Genomic DNA, 20,996 nt, shown 5'->3' on the forward strand with positions numbered 1-20,996 from the left:
TTAATATTTTTTAAAATATAGAATTTTTTATAAAAGAAATAATAATATTTAAAATTTGTTATTGTTTTAGAATAACAAAGAGTATATATATATATATATATATCATAATTAAAATAAATCTTCTTTTTTAATAATTTTATATTGACCTAACTCCAAATCATCAGGAAGATTTAAATTGTTAAATTTAACTCTTTTTAAATATGCAACTTTATAATCAAAAGAAAGAAACATTCTTTTTACTTGATGAAATTTCCCCTCACTAATGCTTAAAAAACATTTATTTTTTTCTATTAATTCTAAAAAGGAAGGTTTAACTTTTTCGGTTTGGGAAATGTAAAAACCTTGTGCAAATTTTTCTTTTAAAAAATCAAAATTGATTTCTTTATCTAACTCTACATAATATTTTTTAATTATGTGTTTTTTAGGTGCTAAAAGATTATGAGTGCTTTCGCCGTCATTTGTAATTATCAGTAGTCCTTCTGTATCTAAATCTAATCTTCCGATTGTATGTAGATTTTTTATATTAGTAATAGATTCAGGAAGTAAATTGAAAACTGTTTTATGTAAATTATCTTTATTTGCACAAACATATCCGGCAGGTTTATTTAATAAAATATAAATAAATTTTTCTCTTAAATAAAGATAATTCCCATTAATTGTGATTTGTAAATCGCTTTCTTGAAATAATTGACCTACTTTAATTTTAGAATTATTTACAAGAATTTGACCTTTTAAAATTAACTTTTTAATTTCTGTTCTAGAGAGATTGCAATTATCCGAAATTATTTTTTCTATTCTTTTCATTGTAACCTTATAAATTGTTTAAATCTATTATTTTTTCAAATTTATCATAATGCTTAAGATCTAAATTGTGATTAACTAAAATAAGGGTTATTTCTTTATCTTCAATTAATCTATCTAAAATTATTTCAATATTTTTTTTATCTAAATTTGAAAAAACTTCATCAAAAACTAGGAATTTTCTATTTAAATAAAATACTCTAGCAAGTGATAATCTTTGTTTTTGTCCTTCAGATAAAGCAATGGCAGACTCTTTGTGTTCAATTTTTTGCTGAACTTCATTTCATAAATTAGCTTTTTTAAGTGCTTCTATTACTTTTTCATCATTGTTTTGTTCTCATAAAGAAACATTTTTGTAAATCTCTTCATCAAAAATGATATTTTCACTATTTAAATAAGTTATTTTATTTTTATAGGAACTATCTGAAATAGTTTTTAAATCTGCTTTGTTAACTAAGATTTGCCCTTCATAATCTTGCTCAATACCAAGAATTAGTTTTAATAATGTAGATTTTCCTGTTCCTGAAGCGCCTTTGATGAAGTATTTTTTTCCTTGTTCAAAACTAAAATTAAAGTTATTGAAAATTAAATTTTTTCCATTTTTGTAACTAAAATTAATATTTTTTAGTTCAATTTTCTCTATTTCTTTTTCTAAAGTATTTCCTAAATCTTTTTCAATATTAAATTCAATTTTTTCTATTATTTTTTTAGATGTTTTTATTTTTTTGATTCCTGAAATATATGAAGGAACAGTGGTAATTAGTTTAGGAAATAGAAAATTAATAAAAGTAAGAGTAAAAATAGTAATATGTGGAACTTTTAAAAATAATAAAATAGCCATAGTGATTATTGAAACAAATTGTAGTATTCTTAAAATTCTTTCAGGAATCATTTCATTTAAAGCTTGAGCGTTGTTAACTTTTAAAGATGCTTTATAAAGTTGTCAATTTTTTTCTCTTGAGTTTTGATAAATTAAATGAGTTTTGTTGTTATAAAATAGAATTTTAAATCCATTTAAATAATTATCAATAACTTGTAAAAATTCAGTTCTTGCATTGGAATAATCTTTTTGTTTTTTTGTTTGTTTTTTATTGAAAAATAAAGAAAGCAGAACTGAAAAAAACACAATAATTAAAATAATGGGAATTAAATAAAAACTAATCAATCCTGCTGAAATTAAACTAGCTATTAGTCCAATTGTGGAACCGATTGTTCTAACCATTGTTAAAATAACTTGATCAAAAACAAGATTGCTATCATTGAAAATAATACTAAAAATTTTAGCACTATCAAATTCATAGTTGTTTTTAGCAGTTGAATTTATAAATTTATTAAACACGTTTTCTATTAATTTATTAATTAATTTCATTCTAAAATAAACTTCAAGTCGCACTCTTCATCAAATGGAAAATTTAGTAAAAAAATCAGTTGCTAAAATAAATATAATGACAATTAAAAAACTTTTAAAAAAAGCATATTTATCATTTGTAGGAACAATTGCATCATAAATTAAAGAAGAAGCATAAGACATTAAAATTCCAAAAAGAAGTGTTGAAATAACATTAATAATTTCAGCAATAATATACAAAATTGTATATTTTTTAGATGCTCTTAGCGATCATTTCATCTTTAATTTTCTCCATATCTATAATATAATCATACATTTCATAATTTTCAGCATGGTGACTGATATTTAAAATTGTTAATTCTTTATTTTGAAATAAGAAATTTTCAATTAATTCAATATTTTCTTTATCTATATTAGCAAGTGCTTCATCTAAAATTAAAAGATTTTTGTTTCTTAAAAAAGTTCTTGCAAAATTAATTCTTTGCTTTTGTCCTGTTGATAAACTATTGTTTAAATTGATGTCATAATCTAAAGAAATTTCTGTTAAGTTAACTTTTTCCAATGCCTCTTTTGCTTCGTTATTCATACCTTGTTCTCAAAGAGTTAAATTATTATAAACAGTATCAAAGAAAACAAATTCTTTTGAGTCTAAATAAGTAAAGAAGTTATTAACTTCAGGTTGAGAAATTTCTTTTAAATCATAACCATTTAAAAGGATTTTTCCTTTATATTCGTTAATTTGTTTAGTAATTATATTTAAAAAAGTAGACTTCCCTGAACCAGATGGTCCTTTGATTAAATACTTTTTTCCTTTTTCTATTTTTAAGTTAAAATCTTTAAAAATTACATTTTTTTCATTATAAGAATAGCTTAAATTTTCTATTATTAATTCTTCAAATTTAGGATTATCTCCTTTGAAAAATAATTTTTCATTTTTTGGTGTACTTTTGAATTCTTCTAATTTTTCTTTTAAACTTTTATAATGCACAAAGAATCATGAAGAGATTCTGAAGGATAAACTAATTTTAAAGCTAAGTGCAGGAATTATTATAATGTTTGCAACCATTTCATTTTCAAAAAGAATAAAATAAGCTGTTACTATTAATAGAGCAATATCAGTTATTGTTATTACATATCAAGTTACAACATCAACCAAAAATAATATAGAAAATATTTTCAATAATTTCATTCTAAATTTTGTGTTTAAATTATTTAATTGTTCTTGAAAAATGTGTCTAACATCTAGAAAATAAAACATTTTATAAGTGGATAAAAAAGCAGATAGTTTTACATTTCCTTCTTCAAAAGTTTTCATTAATAATTTTCATTTTTTTGAATTAAATGAAGAAATAATTAAAGGAATAACTGTTGTAATAAAAGAAAAAAGAAGGATAAATATACTTAGTTTTCAACTTGAAATTACTGCTAAAATAATGGCACAAATAATACTTCCGATATTGAAAAATAAGTTAAAAAAAGCAGAATACAACCTTTCAATAATTATTGGAATTTGATCCTGAATTTGTGAAATAAATTTACCTTTTGTTTTTATTTCAAAATTCATTGGATTTTCATTAACAGTTGATCTTAAAATATCTTCTCTAAGATGAAACTGAATTTTATTAAAAATTTTATTTTTTAAAAATAATCGTACAAATGCTAGAATTGTTGCAAAAAACAACAAACACCCTTCTATTGTAATTCAAAAATAAAATTCTTTACTATTATTTTCTTGGATGTATTGATTAATTAATCCAGGAATGTATAAAGAAAAAGTTATTTTTGTAGATATTAGCATTTCAATAATCGCAATAAAAAAAGTAAGCATTTTTTCTTTATTCAAATATTTAAACATTATTCAATTATACAACTTTCTGCAAGTAGTTTTAGTGATTTAATAACCATTTCTTCAATTATATTTTGTTTTTCTTTGATTTTATTTTTTAGATATTTTATATTTCCACCCGTAAAAAATACTGGAAGATTTTCTTTATTCATTTGCTCAATTAATCCTTTTATTGCAAAATAATTTCCGTTTATTATACCTATTGATAAAGCATCAACTGTGTTTGTTCCAATTGATTTATCAATTTTATCATTTAAGTTGATTTTATTTATTTGTGAAGTTGAATTAAAAAGAGAATTTAGTCCTTTTTCTATTCCTGGCAAAATCACAACTCCTTTAATTTCTTTTTTATATATTTTTGAAATAACAGTTGCTGTTCCAAGAGACACAATTATTGCTGATTTAAATTGTTTTGCTGTATAAAAAGCATTTAGTAAAATATCTGTTCCAATCTCAGAAAGATTAATTTGATTACTAATAATTAAATCTGTTAACTTAAATACGTGGTTTTTTATTTGGTGAATTTTAATATTATTTTCTTTTAAAACATTTTCTATTATTATATTTTTTTCAGGCTTTACTGAAGAAAAATAAGCATTTATAAAGGAAAAACCTTTATTTTTGATTTCTTTTAGTTTTGAATTTAAAGTATTTTCATCCATTTTATCAACTGGAATCTTTTCTATTTCTAATTCTTTGTTTGTGTTTAAAAATCCAATTTTTAAAAGCGAATTTCCTAAATCTAAATATAGCATTTATCCCTTTCTGTAAAAACTTTTGAAAATCTTTTCAAAAGTTTGTCAATTTAATTCTTGTGGTCTTGTGTTTTCAAGAATATTATTTTCTTTAAAAACATTTAAAATGTCTTGACTTGGAAATTTATTTTTTAAATTATTGTAAAGAGTTTTTCTTTTCATAGAAAAACAAAGTTTTACAAATTCTAAAAATTCATTAACATAATTTTGATCTAAATTTTCTTTAATTTTTAATGTTATAATAGCAGAATTTACTTTTGGTTTTGGAAAAAAACAAGTAGGAGGAACAATAAATTCTTTTGTAACATCTGCTAGAAATTGACAACTAACTGACAATTTTCCATATTCACTTTTATTATTTTTTGAAACAATTCTTTGTGCAACTTCATCTTGAACCATTATTGTTAATTTTGAAAAACTATTTATATTTTCAAATATTTTAAACAAAATTTTACTTGTAATATAGTAAGGTAAATTTGCAACAACTTCTTTTTTTGAATCAAAAGAAATTTCTTCTTTTAAAAAATCATTATGAATTAAATTAAAATTTTTGCTTGTTATCTTGTTTTTTAAAATTTCTATCATATCATTATCAATTTCAAAAGCAGTTAAATGTTTTGCTTTTGAAACAAGGATTTCAGTTAAAGCACCTTGTCCTGGTCCTATTTCTATGATTTCTTTATTTTCTACATTTGCTATTTCTATAATTTTATTGATAATATTTTTGTCAATTAAAAAATTTTGTCCCAATTGTTTTTTAGCTCTAATTTCTTTATTCATTATTTTATACCCCAAAGACTCTTTTAACATTATTTAAAATAATTTGTTTCATTTTTTCTTTTGAAATTCCTTTTATTAAACTTATTGTTTCGAGTGTATATTTTACATAGTGAGAATGATTAGTTTCAGAACGAAAAGGTTCTGGAGTTAAATAAGGAGCATCTGTTTCTGTAAAAATTCTTTCTAAAGGAATCATTTCTATCACTTTTCTTGACTCAACATTTTTTTTAAAAGTTATAACACCTGAAAAAGAAAAGTAAACATTTTTAAATTCAAGAAATTTTTCAGTTCATAATCTGTTACCTGAATAAGTGTGAAAAACGAAGGGAACATTTTTATATTTTTTAATAATTTCATATATATCTTCAAAAGCATCCCTAATATGTAAAATTACAGGTAAATTATGTTTTTCTGCAATATCAATTTGTTTAATTAAAGAATTAATTTGAATATCTTTAGGTGGATTATCTTCATAATAAAAATCCAAACCAACTTCACCTATTGCTACAATTTCTTTTGTTATTAATTTATCTAAATTTTTATAGTCATCATTAATAGAAACAGTATTAGGATGTATTCCAAGGACTGGAAAAACATTTTTATGTTTTCCAAATTCCTGCATAATTTCTGTATTTTCGTTTCAATTAGTTGAAACGAAAAACATTTTATAAATGCCATTTTTAAAATTTTCTTGAATTTCTTGTGAAGGATTTTGATAATATTCTTTAAATGGATGAGCATGTAAGTCAATTAGATTATTTTCCATAATATTGGTACTTAATTTATAAAAGAAAGCAGATTCTTTTTCTCTTTTAATTTCTTTTTTAAAAAAAGGATTAAATTTTTCAATTATTTTTTGTGAAAATAAGTTAGTTTTATCTGCTGTTATAAAACAAGTATCTAGATTATATTCATTTTTTATCAATTCAAGTGCTTTTTCTAAACATAAGGTTCCAATTCCTCTTTGTCTTAATTTTGGATTAACTCAATAACCAATGTTACCAAAATTATTAATAATTTCATTATTTGAATCGTTACTTTTTCTTATATTAAATCAAGCTGCTATTTCATCAAATTCACCATCTTCATCTATTAAAAATAAAATTTTACCTTTTAAAAACTCATCATCTGCTTCTTTTTTAGTTAGTTCTTTCAAGAAGTTTACAATTTTAGGAAAATTTTCTTCAGAAATTTCAATTTTTGAAAAACTTATTGGATTATTTTCAAAATTTGTATTTAAAAAAACGTCTTTATGCTTGGTTTTTAATTCACTAAATCTAAAATTAGCCATTTTTATTCCTTAATTCTTTTTTTTCTTTCTTTTAAGTTTATAATTTAAATAATAATTCAATTTTACAACAAAGGAGAAAAAATGCTAATAAACGAACGAAATGTTCTATTTGGAATGGAAAATTCCTTAAATCTAGCTAAAAAAATTTCACAAAAGGTAAATTTACCATTAACACCAATTAAAAAAGAGGTTTTTGCTGATGGAGAAGTTATGCTTAATTCAGCTGAAACTGTAAGAAATTCAAATGTTTTCATAGTTGCAAGTACCCATACACCAGTAAATGACAATATTATGGAACTTTTAATTTTTATTGATTCATTAAAAAGAGCAAGTGCAAAAGAAATAACTGTAATTTTATCATATTATGGTTATGCAAGACAAGATAGAAAAGCAAAAGGAAGACAACCAATTGCTGCAAAATTAGTTGCAAATTTATTAGAAACTGCTGGTGCTACAAAAATAATCACTGTCGACTTACATAATCCATCAATTCAAGGTTTTTTCAATATACCTTTAGATGATTTAAGAGGGCAATATGTTCTTGCAAAAAGAATTAAACAGAAAAAACACTCTTTTACAGTTGTTTCACCAGATCATGGTGGAGCTGTTAGAGCAAGAATTTTATCTGAATTGCTATCAAATTCAGTTAAAATCGCTATTATCGATAAAAGAAGAGTAGGAACAAATCAAACAGAAGTTCTTGGTATAATTGGAACTGTCGATGAAGAGCATGCAATTATAGTTGATGATATTATTGATACAGGTGGAACCATTTTAAAAGCAGCTCAAACAGTAAAAGAACACGGAGCAAAAAGTGTTACAATAGTAGCTACTCATGGAATTTTTTCCCGTGGATTTGAAATGTTTGAAGAAAGTCCGTTTGTAGATAAAGTTATAATAACTGATTCTATTGAAAAACCAGAATTAAGTAAATTTTCAAAAATAGAAATAGTTTCACTTTGTGATTTTATATCAGAAGTTATTATAGCAACAATTAATAAATCATCTGTTTCAGATATTTATAAAGGTTTCAAAAATGAACTTCTATAAAGAAAAAACCCGTATTTTTGTAAATAATGAAGACAATTTTAAAACACTAGAAAAATATGTAAATTTAATAGAAGAAAAAAATAAGGTTATGAATTTAACAGGATTTAGCGGAGACGTTCTTTGAAAAGAAGGGATTTATGAATCGCTCCTTTTCATGGAAGAAAGTTTTGCTAATAAAATAACTACAGAAAAAAATCATTTTCTGGATGTTGGTGCAGGTGCAGGATTTCCTTCAGTTCCCTTTTTAATAACTAAACCTAATATTAAATTAACTATTTATGAACCTTTAAAAAAGAGAGTAAATTTTTTAAATATAGTAAAAGAAGAATTAGATTTAAATATGGAAATTTTTCCATTAAGAGCAGAAGAATCTAAAGAAAAAGAAGTTTTTGATTTTGTTTGTGCAAGAGCAGTTATGGACTTTAAAAGATTATTTGAAATAACTCATCATTTAGGTAAAAAAGGTGCATTTTTTAGTTTTTTAAAAGGTCCTAAAGCACAAGAAGAAGTTCAAAGTTCTGTGAATTTAACTCAAAAATTCAATGAAGAAATTAATGTAAATGAATTAAAAATTTTTGAAGATAAACAAAATTTTACTATTAATTTTCACAAATTACACTCTACTCCAATTGGTTTTCCAAGAAAGTGAGATAAAATTTTAAAAGAAAAATAAAAATAACAAGTTGTTATTCTGTTCTTTTTCATTCTCTTTGTCTTTCTTCTAAAGTTTTTGATACAACTTTAATTTTGTCTATAAATTCTTTGTCATCAAAAGGTTTTGTTTCTTGAGCATTTACTCATAAAATGATTAAATAAAGAACCAAAATTCTGTGTTGTAAAACAAATTCGTAGTCATAAGAATCATAAGTGTTTAAAAAAATAGTTTCCTGTTCATCACTTAATCTTGATGATTCAATGAAATAAGCTAAATCAAAATGTTTATCACCTTTTGAAGCATATTCTCAATCTATGATTCAAATTTTATTATTTGGATCAATAATAATATTATTTGCTCACAAATCATTATGAAGAGGTGTATCTTTTTTCATATTTCTCAAAATTAAATTGATTTTTTTATAATATTCATTAATTATTGGAATATTAATGTTTTTATTTTTCAATATTTCTCTATATTTTTTAATTCTTGCTGCATGATTTGAATTAGGCATTTCTACTTTGGAAGTATGTATTTTTTTCATTAAATTAGCAATGTTTATTAAATTTTCATTTGTAATTTCTATATTTTTTCCATCAATTCACTCATATTTTAATAAAGAATCTGAATTTTCTAAAAGTTTAGGAACAAAATCAAAAACACTTAAGTTTTCATAATTTATTTTGTGATTAAATTCGTTATATTTTTTTTCTTGAAGAAAAGTGTCATTTTCTTTATATGAAATATTTGTATACCCATTATTTATCTTTATTTTCATTTTTTAATTATATAATTTTTATATGAAATTAAAAGAGTTTCCATTAGAAATTAATAAAAAATTAAAAAAAATTTCTTTTTTTTATGAAGGAAATCATAATAAAACTTATATTGGATATTTTGAAAATAAAAAAGTACAAATAAGAGTTAAAAAAAACAATATTGTTAATTCAAAAAATGAAGAAAATTTCTTTTTACAAACACAAAAAAATAATTTTGTTTATTACAAAGAAGGTAACTATATAAAATTTTGAATTTCAGGAGAAAATTTAGAAAAAATTTTTTTAACAAAGAAAAAACAAAGAAAAATTCTAGAACATTTGTATTATTTTTCGTCTTTAAAAGTAAAAGATATAGAAGTTTTTAATTGGGAAACTTGAAATCATAATGATAAGAAAATTACTAAATTATTAAATGGATACAAAAATGAAAAAATGACACTTTCTCACGGAGATTTAAGGAAGAAAAATATTATAATAAACAAAAAAAACAATATTTATTTTATTGATTTTGAATGAACTAGACTAAATTATTTAATGTTTGATTTAGCTTCTTTATATTTATACGTTAATATAAGTAAAAAATTAATTATTAAATATTTTAAAATAAAAAAAAATAATTTAGACAAATGAATATATTTGGTTAAAAAGTTTAATAATGAGTGAAACGAAAAAATGTATTAAATTTTAAACTCAAATTACTCTTGCAAAAAGTGGTAAAATAAAATAAAACTTAAAAGAATTTAAAAAAATATAAAAATGGTAAAATTTAATTAAAAAATAAGGAGAAAAAATGAAAAAACCAGTTATTTTAACAGTTATTGATGGTTTAGGTTTAAGAAAAGAAAAACAAGGAAATGCGTTTGCATTAGCAAAAACACCTACATTTGATGAATATTTTAAAAATTATCCTCATTCTATAATTCAAGCATCTGAAGATTTTGTAGGATTGCCAAAAGGTCAAATGGGTAACAGTGAAGTAGGACATTTAAATATAGGGGCTGGTTTTGTTGTTTATACAGGATTATCCCTTATAAATAAAGCTTTGGAAGATGGAGAATTTAAGAAAAATCCAAAATTTTTAAGTGCTTTTGAAAATTCAAAAAAAACAAATACAGCCTTACAAATTATGGGTCTTTTATCTCCAGGGGGAGTGCATTCATTAGAAAATCATTTATTTGAATTAGTGGAAGCAGCTCACGAAAATGGAGTTAAAAAAGTTTCTATTCACTTATTTGGAGATGGAAGAGACGTTGCTCCACAATCCATATTAACATCACTTGAAAAATTAAATGCAATACTTTCTAAATATCCAGATTATAAAATAGCTTCTATTTCCGGAAGATTTTATGCAATGGATAGAGATAAAGTTTTTGAAAGAGTTGAGAAAGCTTATGATGCAATTTTAGGGTTTTCTAATGAAAAATTTACTGATGTAACTGATTATGTAAAACAACAATATGAAAAAGGAATTTATGATGAATTTTTAGTTCCAGCAGTAAATTATGAAGTTGAAAAAAATGACTTTTTAAGAAATAAAAACTCTGTAATATTCTTTAACTTTAGACCAGATAGAGCAAGACAATTAAGTCATTTGATTTTAAGAACTAATCTTTATGATTTTATGCCAGAAAAACAAGTTCATGTACATAATTTTGTTTCAATGATGAAATACGAAGGAATTGAAACAAATATTGCATTTGAAGAAACTGAAGTAAAAGAACCAATTGGAAAAGTTATAGAACAAGCAGGTTTAAAACAATTAAGACTTGCAGAAACTCAAAAATATGCTCATGTAACATTCTTTATGGATGGTGGTAATGATGTAGAATACAAAAACAGTGAAAGAATAATGGTTCCTTCTTTAAAAGTTGAATCTTATGCTGATGCTCCACAAATGTCTGCAAAAGAAATTACTGATAAATTATTAGAAAGAGCAAAAGAATTTGACCTTGTGATTATGAATTTTGCTAACCCAGATATGGTTGGACATACAGGGAATTTAAAATCAGCAATAAAAGCAGTCGAAATTTTAGATGAGCAACTTGGAAGAATTAAAAAATGAGTTGAGGAAAACAATGCAATTCAATTTATAACAGCAGATCATGGAAATGCCGAAATTACAGAAGATGAAAATGGTAAACCAGCAACAAAACATACTTCTCAACCTGTAATGTTAATTACAACAGATAAAACTTTAAAATTAAAAGATGGAAAATTAGCAAATATCGCACCAACAGTTTTAGATTATATGGGTATACAAAAATCCAAATATATGACTGAAGAATCACTGATTATAAAAAAATAATTTAAATTAATAGGAAAAATAAAGAAAATTTCCTATTTTTTTATTTTTTTAAAATTTTTTCACAAAAAAAGAAATATTAAATAGAATGAAAAAAAGAATTGTTAGAATTATTATGTTTTTACTTATTTGTTTTTTATTACCTTTTTTCAGTTTTTCAGCAGGTGTGCAAAAATATGAAAATAAAGATAAAATTTCTATATTAAACAAAGAAAAGTTATTCAGTAACATTAATTATATTGAAACTTTTAAAAAAGATTTTGACTTAGATTCACAAAATATAGCATTTTTAATAAAGAATCAAGAAAAAGAAAAATTTAGTCAAAAAAACAAATTTTTAATTCAAGTTATAAGTGAAATTAGCCCTAAAACAAAAGTCAATATTTATTATTTTAATAATGAAGATGATTATAAAACCATTCTTAATAAGATTAATACAGAAAAAAATAAAGGAATTTTTCATTTTTATGATCAGGTTGATAAAAATGATGAAAAAAATGAAGAAGCTTTAAAATTTCTTGAAAAATTTTCAGATATTAATTATATAGGTAATTTTTTTCCTGCAATTTATAAAGAAAATAATATTTTTTTAGATAGTTTTAATTCTATTTTGGTAGGAAATATAGGAACTCGTTTAAAAGGAAATATTGTTGATTTTAATTCTTTAAAAAAAGAAAATCAGTATGAAAATAAAAAAACAAAAAATGGCAAAATTTCTGCAAGCATTGTAGCAACAACTGCTTGAATTTCAAATACTGAAGAAGGTAGTATGGAAGATGCTTATTTAGCAACAGCAATAATAATAGCTACATTTTCAAGAATGATTATTGAAGATACAAGAAAAAATTTAAAAGAAAAAACTCTTTTAGCAATTAATTCTTTGCTTTCTTCTGCTAAAAATAATTTAAATTTTAATGAAAAATATTTTAATAATTTTTGACTTAAAATAGGTAGTGGAGTTTTTGATTTTGAAAAGTCCATTAAAAACTATCAAAGGTCTAAACTTATTAAAATTGAGAACACATCAAAAGAAAATGAAATAGCATATTTACAGGAATTCTCTTTTTTAAAGGAACAAGACTTAAATTTAACTATTTTTTGATATGATCAAGAAGGAGTGCGAGATAAAGAAAAATATCAAAAATATTTAGAACTTAAAATGAGTCAAGTGGCAGCAAGCTGACAACCTAATCCTGTATTTGGTGATATAACTAGTGAATATTTAAGAAAAGAGTACAAAAAAACTTTTTATTCTAAAAATGACTTAGATTTATTTTTAGATTTTTACGATGGTGGTTGAATAGAAATAGGTAGTTCAACAAGCAAAAAAGCTAATGTTGAGAAAATTTCACTGAAAATTCCTTATTCTGGAAAATATAGAATAAGAGTTAAAAAACCAAAAGAAAAAATAAAAGAGAACAGTAAATTTGTTCTCAATTACTAAGAAAGACCATTTTTTGTGTTTTTTTCTTTATAAAATGTGTTTATTTTCTTTCTTTTTTCAAAAAATAATGTAAAATTTTTATATATTAAAAAATAAAAATAAATTTAAAAGTTTTTATTCAAAATAAAAATTTTAAAAGTAATATAGAAAACAAAATTTTAAAAAAGAGGAAATATGATTAGAAAATTTTATTGTTCTAAAGTAGAAAACCATAATACAAAAACAGTTGAATTTCAATTTAAAGCAGCTAAACAACCAGATCATTTAGTTTTTAACAGTTTAGAAGAAACTATTAATTATTTCAAATCATTAAAATTAAATGCAACAATGTGACTAAGAGAAAACGGAATTTTTGTTAGTTCAATAAAAACAAGAATTGGTGAAGAAGAAGATTCAGAAGTTGAAGTTGAAATTGTTCATTTTGAACCTAAGAAAAAAGAAGTAGAAGTTGAATGAAACGTTTCTGATGATTGTGAAGAGTGCAAAAAACTAGATGCAAGTGTAGAGACTTGAAATAAAGTTGAAGAAGTTAAAAAAGAAGAAGTGAAAGTTGTTTCTCATTCTTCTTCAAATGTTGCAGAAGGAAATTGTAATTGCGAAATGTGTGCAATTGCCTCTTCTATCGAAGATTCAAACAAAGTGGTTGAATTAAAAGATGAAACTTTAGATTGTTCAGAATGTAAAGAATGCTCTGAATTTGAAGAAGAAGATGACAATAAATGTAATTGCGAATTGGAAGAAGAAAAAACTCCAATTTTAGAAACAAAAGAAAATATTGTTGTTGAAGAAGAATGTTTAGAATGCAAATTAGAAGCAGAAGTTGGTTCTGACTGTTATGAATGTAAAGAATGTGATTTAGAGGAAAATACATCTAAAGTTGTTTCTGCTGTAGAAATATCATCTGATTTACCAAACTCTAATTCATGTGAAGTATGTGAAAATAATGTAGAAATTGAAAAAGAAGAATGCAAAGGTTGTCAACTACAAGAAAATGAACAAACTTGTTCAGAATGTGACTATAGTGCAAATGATAATAAAGAAATTATTTCATCTACAAACAAAGAAGTTGAATTGTCACATATAGATTGTGATGAATGTTTAAGATTACTTGAAATTGAAAATCAAAATTTAATAAATGGATGTAATATTTGTGATTCATTTGTTAAATCAAACGTATCACCTTCAACTCAAGTTTTAGCTGAAAATGAAGAAAAATCAAAAGATTTTGTAACTTTAGAAGAAAAAAATAAAGTAGAAATTTCTTCAGATTGTGAAGCTTGTGCAAAAGCAAATCAAGTAGAATTAGAAGAAAAATGTTCAGGATGCGAAATCTTATTCAAAAAATCAGATATTCACCATGTAACAAACTTGGAATCAAAAGAAGGATGTCAAGAATGTTATAATATAGAACAAGAAATCGCTAAATGAAATGCTGAATTAAATAAATATTCAACTATTGAAAAAGAAGAACAAACAATTATTTCTTCTCCAAAAACTTCATCTGTTGTATCTAATAAAGAAAATCCACAACTAATAATAAATGAAAATTCTGAATCTTTAGTTGTTTCAGGTAAGGTTTTAGTTTACCACACTAATGAAAAAATAAATGTAGATGAAGAATATGTTTTAGTTAAAAAATCTACAAAAGAAGCAATTGATGTTGAAGTTGTTGAAATTTCTAGTTTAGATATTAATACAGGTACTCAAAACGTACAACAAACTAAAGAAAGTATCTGAACTAGAACAAACTATGTTCTATGATTTATTTTCTGAATATTACTATTACTTTTATTAGTATCATTATTAATTTTCTTCTTGGCAGTTTAATAATAAAAATTAAAACGTATCAAATTTATTAAGATACGTTTTTTTAAAAAGAATAATAATGTTAGCATTAGTTATACTTACTTTTATACTTGTCTTTATAATATTTCTATCAATAGGAATAAAAGAAATATTAATTTTAATTAAAGATATAAAAAGTAAAAAATCAAAATTCAGAGAATTAGCTGATTCTAATAAAAATAGAGTAATAATAGAATTAAAAAACGCAGTTGATGAACTTTCAAGAACTAAAACAGGAGCAATAATAACTATAGAAAATCACGATAATATTGAAAATTTAAGAACAGATGGAATAAAAATTGATTCCAATATTTCTTCTTCACTTTTACTTTCTATATTTAATAAAAACTCTCCACTTCATGATGGAGCAGTGATAATTCGTGGAAATAAAATGATTTATGCTTCCACCTATTACAAAATAACATCTAAATCAATTAATAATAAATTTGGTTCTAGACATAGAGCGGCAATGGGAATTAGTGAACAATCAGATTCAACAACTATTGTTGTTTCAGAAGAAACAGGAGGAATTACCATTGCAAAAAATGGTAAATTTGAATACGTTTTAATAGATGATTTTAGAAAAATTTTAGAAACAAAACTTAAAAATTAAGAAACAAAGGAGGGCAGAATATGACACCTATTGAAAATGCTATTGAAAAAAAAGATATTTCTTGGATTAGGGAATATTCGAAAAATACTCCTATTGTAACAATCGCCGATGAGGTAGAAAAATTAAATGATATTCATAGAATAATTTTCTTTAGAATGTTAAATACAGAAGTAGCAGGAGATGTTTTTTCTTATTTGCCAATTGAAATACAAGAAAATTTGATTCATAATTTTTCTCAAGATATGCTTAATCAAATTGTTGATGAACTTTATACAGATGAAATTGCAGATTTAATTGAAGAAATTCCACAAAATTTAGCACAAAAAATATTAAAAAACATCGATCCGGAAACAAGAAAAGCATTAAACAGAATCTTAAGATATAATGAAGATCAAATTGGTTCGGTGATGTCTGTAGACATTATAACTTTAAAAGAAAATTGAACCGCAGGACAAGCTTTAGAATATATTAGAAATAAAAAAGATGAAGTAGAGTTAACTCATTATTACTACATTGTTAATAAAAATAAAAAATTAGTTGGTGCTTTAACTTTAGAAGATATCGTTTTTTCAAAAGTATCTTACCAACTTAAAGATATTATGTTTGCAGTTCCTAATGTTTATACAACAGACTCAAAAGAAGAAGTTGCTAATATCTTTGCTGAACACGATATGTCAGTAATTCCGGTAATGAATTCATCTAATAAGCTTGTTGGAATGGTGACTTCAGATGATATTATTGATATTTTTCAAGAAGAAGCTACAGAAGATATTTATAAAATGGCAGGAATTAGTTCGAAGGTAGTTGAAGAAGAATACTTAAAAACTAAAGTATTAACCATTGTAAAATCAAGAATATTTTGATTAATAATTTTGATGTTAGGTTCTACTTTATCACAAGTTGTTATTCAACTTTTTACCGATTCACTTGAAAATAGTTCAAGTTTAAAAGCTTTAGGACTAGGGATATTTATTTCAACAATTGTTTCGATAATTCCTGTAATTTCGGGTTCAGCTGGAAATGCTGGTTCGCAATCAGCAACTACCATAACAAGAGCCCTTTCTTTAGGGGAAATAGAAAAAAGAGGATATTTAAAAAAGGTATTTTTCAAAGAAGTTAATGTTGGAGCAATTATTGGATTAATATTAATGCTAGTCAATTTTTCAAGATTAGTAATTTATTTTATGATAACAAAAGATATTTTTAATACAGAATTTATTACATCCAGTGAAGGAATTGTTACTAAATTACCTAAATATGCCTATATTTTAATAATTTCAGCAGCAGCTTCTGTATCAATGTTTTTGGTAATTATCTTTTCAAAAATTTTAGGTTCTGTAATACCTTTATTAGCAGCAAGAATGGGTAAAGATCCAGCTGTTATGTCTGCACCTATTTTAGCAACTTTAACAGATGCAACTTCAACTTTTATCTTTTTTGGTATAACTATTTTAATATTCTTATTAATTTAGTCTTAATTTAATATAATTTATATAAGGAGAAAATAATATGGATCAAGTAACAATATGAGTTATTGCTGGGGTTTTACTAGCTTTAATTATCGGAGTTCTTTTATTTCAAATAATTTCAGAAAGAATCAAAAGAAAAAAAATCAAAAAAGAAAAAGCAGAATTAAATAAAATAGAGCAAGAAGTAATTGAAGCATCTGTATATAAAGTGAATGCAATAATGGAAATTAACGATGACTTTTTAAAAAAATTTGTAGTTTCTGTTGGTGATAAAAAAATGAAGGACATTCGTAGTTTTGCAGAAAAACAATTAAAAGAAATCACTCATGAAAAAAAATATAAAAAAATTTTTATTCATAATAAATTGGAAAGAGGTACTACAATTCATCAAAATATTTTAAATTTAATTGAAAATAAATCAAATTTATGATCTAAAAAAAATCAAGAAGAAATAAAATATTTTAAAGATATGGAAAAAATCTTTTTAGAAAAAAATTCAGAAGAATATTTATCTAAAAAAGAACAATTTAAGCAAGAGGTTTTATCAAATGTCTAAAAAGAAAAATATTCCCAATTATTTAACTATTTTTAGAATGATTTTATGAATTCCTTTTGTTATTCTTTTAGTCATTTATTACAATAATGCACATTATAAATATGCCTTTAAAGATAGTTTTATTAATTTTCATCTTTTAGCAGTTTCTGTTATCATCTTCTTGCTTGCAATGTTTACAGACTTTTTAGACGGATATTTAGCAAGAAAATGAAATGTAGTTAGCAATTTTGGAAAACTATTTGATCCAATTGCAGATAAAGTTATCACAACAACTGCATTAATATTTTTAGGACTATTTAATTTTACAGAAATTTGAGTAGTAATTGTTTTCATTGTTAGAGATATTGTTGTGGATGGATGTAGAAATTTAGCAGCAAAAAATAATTTAAATATTAGTGCTTCTATTTGAGGAAAATGAAAAACCTTTATTCAAAGCTTTGCTATTCCTTTCCTTTTCTGAATAACACCATTTTTTATTAATAATACAAACTGAGTTTGAATCTACTGAGTTGTAAATATCCCGCTTTTTATAGCACTTATTTTCTCTTTATTTTCTGGATTTTTATATGTGAAAGAAATGACAAAAATTCTAAAAAAATAATATAAATTAAACTTCTTTTTCCCAAGAAGTTTTTTATTTATTTTATATTTCTTTTTAGATAAATTTAAAAACTTTTAGATAACTTTATTGTATAATAGTAATAATAAATTAGTTAAATTAAGGAGAAAAAATGACCCCACATATCAATGCAAAACCAGGGAAAATTGCTAAAACAGTTTTAATGCCTGGAGATCCATTAAGAGCAAAATTTATTGCTGAAAAATTTTTAACAAATGTTGAACTTGTAAATACAGTTAGAAATATGTTTATGTACACTGGATTATACAAAGGAAAACCAATTACAATCGCTGCATCAGGAATGGGAGTCCCATCAATTGGAATTTACTCATATGAATTATTTAAATTTTATGATGTAGATAGAATTGTAAGAATAGGTTCTGCAGGAGCTTATACAGCAGATTTAAAATTATACGATGTTTTATTAGCTGATAGTGCTTATTCAGATTCACACGCATTTTCACAACTTGTGCTTGGAGAAAATACACATTTATTAGAACCATCTAAAAAATTAAATGCACAATTATTAGAAAATGCTTTAAAATTAGGAATTAATTTACATGTAGGAAGAGTTCACTCATCTGATGTTTTCTACTCTTCTAGACCATTAAATAAGACAATTGAATTAACAAAAGCAGTTGCTGTTGAAATGGAATCATTTGCTTTATTTGCAAATGCTAAAAAATTAAATAAAGAAGCTGCTTGTTTATTAACCATTTCAGATAATTTAATTACAAAAGAAGAAACTTCATCAGAAGAACGTGAAACTAAATTTTTACAAATGATGGAAATTGCTTTAGAACTTGCATAAAACAAAAATAGACTAACTTTTAGGTTGGTCTATTTTAAAAAAAGAAAAGTGAGAAAAAAATGAGAATAGTTGATTTAATAATAAAAAAAAGAGAAGGTTTTGAACTTACAGATAAAGAAATTGAATTTATTATTCATAATTATGTAAGTGGAGAAATTAAAGATTATCAAATGTCTTCCTTTCTAACAACAATTTTATTTAAAGGAATGACACCTAAAGAAATTGGTAAATTTACTTTAGAAATGATGAAATCAGGAAAAATAATTGATTTATCTTCAATTCACGGAATAAAAGTTGATAAGCATTCAACTGGTGGTGTTGGTGATAAAACAACTTTAGTAGTAGGTCCAATTATAGCAGCTTTAGGTGTTCCGGTTGCTAAAATGTCAGGTCGTGGACTTGGACATACAGGTGGAACTATTGATAAGTTAGAATCAATTCCAGGTTTTGGAGTTGAGTTAACTGAAGAACAATTTATCAATCAAGTAAATAAAATCAAAATTGCAGTTATAGGACAGAGCAATGACTTAGTTCCTGCTGATAAAAAACTTTATGCTTTAAGAGATGTTACGGGAAATGTATCATCAATTCCACTTATTGCATCTTCAATTATGTCTAAAAAACTAGCAACTGGTTCAGATGCAATTCTTTTAGATGTAAAATGTGGAAATGGTGCTTTTATGAGTAATTTAGAAGAAGCAAAAAAATTATCCGAACAAATGATTACTATAGGAAAACAACTTAATAGAGATGTTAGAGTAGAAATAACCAATATGTCTAGACCAATGGGAAAAGCTATTGGAAATAAAAATGAAGTTTTAGAAGCTATTGAAACTTTAAAAGGTAATGGACCAAAAGATTTTGTTGAGCTATGTTATTCTGCTTGTTCTACAATTCTAAAACAAGCAAAAGTTACAAACGATGAACAAGAAGCTTTAAAAATGATTGAAGAAGTAGTTCACAACGGTAAAGCACTTGATAAATTTTATGAATTTGTAAAATTCCAAGGCGGAGATGTTGATAAATTGAAAGCTGCTGATTTTTGAAATCCAAAATACAAATTAGAAGTATTTGCCCAAAAAGATGGATATATGGAAATCACTTCCGCATTAGATTTTGGTATCGTTGCTTCAAAACTTGGTGCAGGAAGGGAAACAAAAGAAGATTCAATCGATTTTGAAGCAGGAATACAAATTAACAAAAAAACAAATGACAAAGTTAATAAAAACGATCTTTTATTCACACTATATTCTTCAAATCCAATAAATGAAGAATTAGTTCAAGAATTAAAAGATTCATATAAAATAAATTCTCAAACAGTAGAAAATAAAATAATTTTAGAAAAAATGGAGTAAAAATGAATTGAGCAAAATTAATTGATCACACTTATTTAAAACCAGAAGGAACAACAAAAGAAATTAATAAACTTGTTGCTGAAGCAAAAGAATACGGTTTTAAAACAGTTTGTGTAAACTCATCATGAGTAAAATATGTAAAAGAAAAATTAGAAAATTCTGAAGTAGGAATCACAGCAGTGGTTGGTTTCCCTTTAGGTGCAATGATTACACAAGCAAAAGCACAAGAAGCAAAACTCGCTGTTAACCACGGAGCTGATGAAATTGATATGGTTATTAATATCGGGAAATTAAAAGACGAACAATATGAATTTGTTTTAAACGATATTAAAGCAGTTAAAAAAGAAATCGGTTCTAAAATTTTAAAAGTTATTGTAGAAACAGCTTTATTAACTAAGGACGAAATCAAAAAAGCAACAGAAATAGTTTTAGCTTCCGGAGCAGAATTTGTTAAAACTTCAACAGGTTTTTCATATAGAGGTGCTTCAGAAGAAGATATTAAAATTATGAAAGAAGTTGTAGGAGACAAAATTGAAATCAAAGCAGCCGGTGGAGTAAAAAGTCTAGAAGACTTGAAAAAAATGTATGATCTTGGTGCTACAAGATTTGGAACATCATCAGGTGTTCAAATTATGCAAGGAATAGCTTTAGATAAAAATAATAACTATTAAAAAACC

General features: G+C 24.0%; 20 protein-coding genes. 13 read left to right on the top strand and 7 right to left on the bottom strand.

Going from position 1 to position 20,996, the window contains the following annotated elements:
- Positions 1-108 precede the first annotated feature (108 nt).
- The 6 genes from ACXX88_RS00990 to ACXX88_RS01015 are packed head-to-tail and all read right to left on the bottom strand — an operon-like array spanning position 109 to position 6,821.
- On the bottom strand, positions 109-804 hold the full coding sequence (locus tag ACXX88_RS00990) for a pseudouridine synthase (protein ID WP_458559322.1): 696 nt from the start codon (positions 802-804) through the stop codon (positions 109-111).
- 7 nt (positions 805-811) lie between these two features.
- A complete protein-coding gene (locus ACXX88_RS00995; protein ID WP_458559323.1) occupies positions 812-2,428 on the bottom strand; it encodes an ATP-binding cassette domain-containing protein in 1,617 nt (538 codons plus the stop codon).
- Positions 2,403-4,004 carry an ATP-binding cassette domain-containing protein gene (locus ACXX88_RS01000; protein WP_458559324.1) on the bottom strand — a complete coding sequence of 534 codons (1,602 nt, stop codon included), beginning with the start codon at positions 4,002-4,004 and terminating at the stop codon, positions 2,403-2,405. The genes ACXX88_RS00995 and ACXX88_RS01000 overlap by 26 nt, the downstream gene beginning before the upstream one ends.
- Positions 4,004-4,750, bottom strand: coding sequence for a type III pantothenate kinase (locus ACXX88_RS01005; RefSeq protein ID WP_458559325.1), 747 nt, complete (start codon positions 4,748-4,750; stop codon positions 4,004-4,006). The genes ACXX88_RS01000 and ACXX88_RS01005 overlap by 1 nt, the downstream gene beginning before the upstream one ends.
- On the bottom strand, positions 4,751-5,530 hold the full coding sequence (gene rsmA / locus ACXX88_RS01010) for a 16S rRNA (adenine(1518)-N(6)/adenine(1519)-N(6))-dimethyltransferase RsmA (protein WP_458559326.1): 780 nt from the start codon (positions 5,528-5,530) through the stop codon (positions 4,751-4,753). It abuts the gene before it with no gap.
- A gap of 4 nt (positions 5,531-5,534) precedes the next feature.
- Positions 5,535-6,821, bottom strand: coding sequence for a TatD family hydrolase (locus tag ACXX88_RS01015; RefSeq protein ID WP_458559327.1), 1,287 nt, complete (start codon positions 6,819-6,821; stop codon positions 5,535-5,537).
- 81 nt (positions 6,822-6,902) lie between these two features.
- Between ACXX88_RS01015 and ACXX88_RS01020 the strand changes: the two genes are divergently transcribed.
- Entirely contained in the window at positions 6,903-7,871 is a 969-nt protein-coding gene (locus ACXX88_RS01020; RefSeq protein ID WP_458557229.1) for a ribose-phosphate pyrophosphokinase, read from the top strand.
- On the top strand, positions 7,858-8,544 hold the full coding sequence (gene rsmG / locus ACXX88_RS01025) for a 16S rRNA (guanine(527)-N(7))-methyltransferase RsmG (RefSeq protein WP_458559328.1): 687 nt from the start codon (positions 7,858-7,860) through the stop codon (positions 8,542-8,544). Before ACXX88_RS01020 ends, rsmG begins: the two co-directional genes overlap by 14 nt.
- Before the next feature lie 13 nt (positions 8,545-8,557).
- Here rsmG and ACXX88_RS01030 read toward each other — a convergent pair whose 3' ends face one another.
- Positions 8,558-9,304, bottom strand: coding sequence for a phosphotransferase (locus tag ACXX88_RS01030; protein WP_458559329.1), 747 nt, complete (start codon positions 9,302-9,304; stop codon positions 8,558-8,560).
- Positions 9,305-9,326: 22 nt separating this feature from the next.
- On the opposite strand from ACXX88_RS01030, the gene ACXX88_RS01035 reads away from it, so the two are divergent.
- The 11 genes from ACXX88_RS01035 (at position 9,327) to deoC (ending at position 20,990) form a co-directional block, all read left to right on the top strand.
- Positions 9,327-9,986, top strand: coding sequence for a phosphotransferase (locus ACXX88_RS01035; protein WP_458559330.1), 660 nt, complete (start codon positions 9,327-9,329; stop codon positions 9,984-9,986).
- A gap of 109 nt (positions 9,987-10,095) precedes the next feature.
- A complete protein-coding gene (gene gpmI / locus ACXX88_RS01040) occupies positions 10,096-11,610 on the top strand; it encodes a 2,3-bisphosphoglycerate-independent phosphoglycerate mutase (RefSeq protein WP_458559331.1) in 1,515 nt (504 codons plus the stop codon).
- 85 nt (positions 11,611-11,695) lie between these two features.
- The gene (locus tag ACXX88_RS01045; RefSeq protein WP_436358510.1) at positions 11,696-13,051 is read left to right on the top strand and encodes a hypothetical protein; all 1,356 of its coding nucleotides are present in this window, start codon (positions 11,696-11,698) and stop codon (positions 13,049-13,051) included.
- A gap of 174 nt (positions 13,052-13,225) precedes the next feature.
- Positions 13,226-14,878 (top strand): hypothetical protein, encoded by a 1,653-nt coding sequence (locus ACXX88_RS01050; protein WP_458557227.1) that lies wholly within the window; start codon positions 13,226-13,228, stop codon positions 14,876-14,878.
- A gap of 58 nt (positions 14,879-14,936) precedes the next feature.
- A complete protein-coding gene (locus tag ACXX88_RS01055) occupies positions 14,937-15,509 on the top strand; it encodes a diadenylate cyclase (RefSeq protein ID WP_436358508.1) in 573 nt (190 codons plus the stop codon).
- 20 nt (positions 15,510-15,529) lie between these two features.
- On the top strand, positions 15,530-16,981 hold the full coding sequence (mgtE, locus tag ACXX88_RS01060; protein WP_436358506.1) for a magnesium transporter: 1,452 nt from the start codon (positions 15,530-15,532) through the stop codon (positions 16,979-16,981).
- A 37-nt stretch (positions 16,982-17,018) separates the two neighbouring features.
- A complete protein-coding gene (locus ACXX88_RS01065; RefSeq protein ID WP_458559332.1) occupies positions 17,019-17,534 on the top strand; it encodes an MHJ_0274 family protein in 516 nt (171 codons plus the stop codon).
- On the top strand, positions 17,527-18,135 hold the full coding sequence (pgsA, locus tag ACXX88_RS01070) for a CDP-diacylglycerol--glycerol-3-phosphate 3-phosphatidyltransferase (protein ID WP_436358504.1): 609 nt from the start codon (positions 17,527-17,529) through the stop codon (positions 18,133-18,135). Before ACXX88_RS01065 ends, pgsA begins: the two co-directional genes overlap by 8 nt.
- Positions 18,136-18,265: 130 nt before the next feature.
- The gene (gene deoD, locus ACXX88_RS01075; RefSeq protein WP_436358503.1) at positions 18,266-18,964 is read left to right on the top strand and encodes a purine-nucleoside phosphorylase; all 699 of its coding nucleotides are present in this window, start codon (positions 18,266-18,268) and stop codon (positions 18,962-18,964) included.
- Positions 18,965-19,023: 59 nt separating this feature from the next.
- Positions 19,024-20,319 carry a pyrimidine-nucleoside phosphorylase gene (locus tag ACXX88_RS01080; protein WP_436358502.1) on the top strand — a complete coding sequence of 432 codons (1,296 nt, stop codon included), beginning with the start codon at positions 19,024-19,026 and terminating at the stop codon, positions 20,317-20,319.
- 2 nt (positions 20,320-20,321) lie between these two features.
- Complete coding sequence (gene deoC / locus ACXX88_RS01085; RefSeq protein ID WP_458559333.1) at positions 20,322-20,990, top strand: deoxyribose-phosphate aldolase; 669 nt, start codon at positions 20,322-20,324, stop codon at positions 20,988-20,990.
- Positions 20,991-20,996: the final 6 nt, after the last annotated feature.

It is taken from the genome of Mycoplasma sp. 5370 (assembly GCF_054343435.1).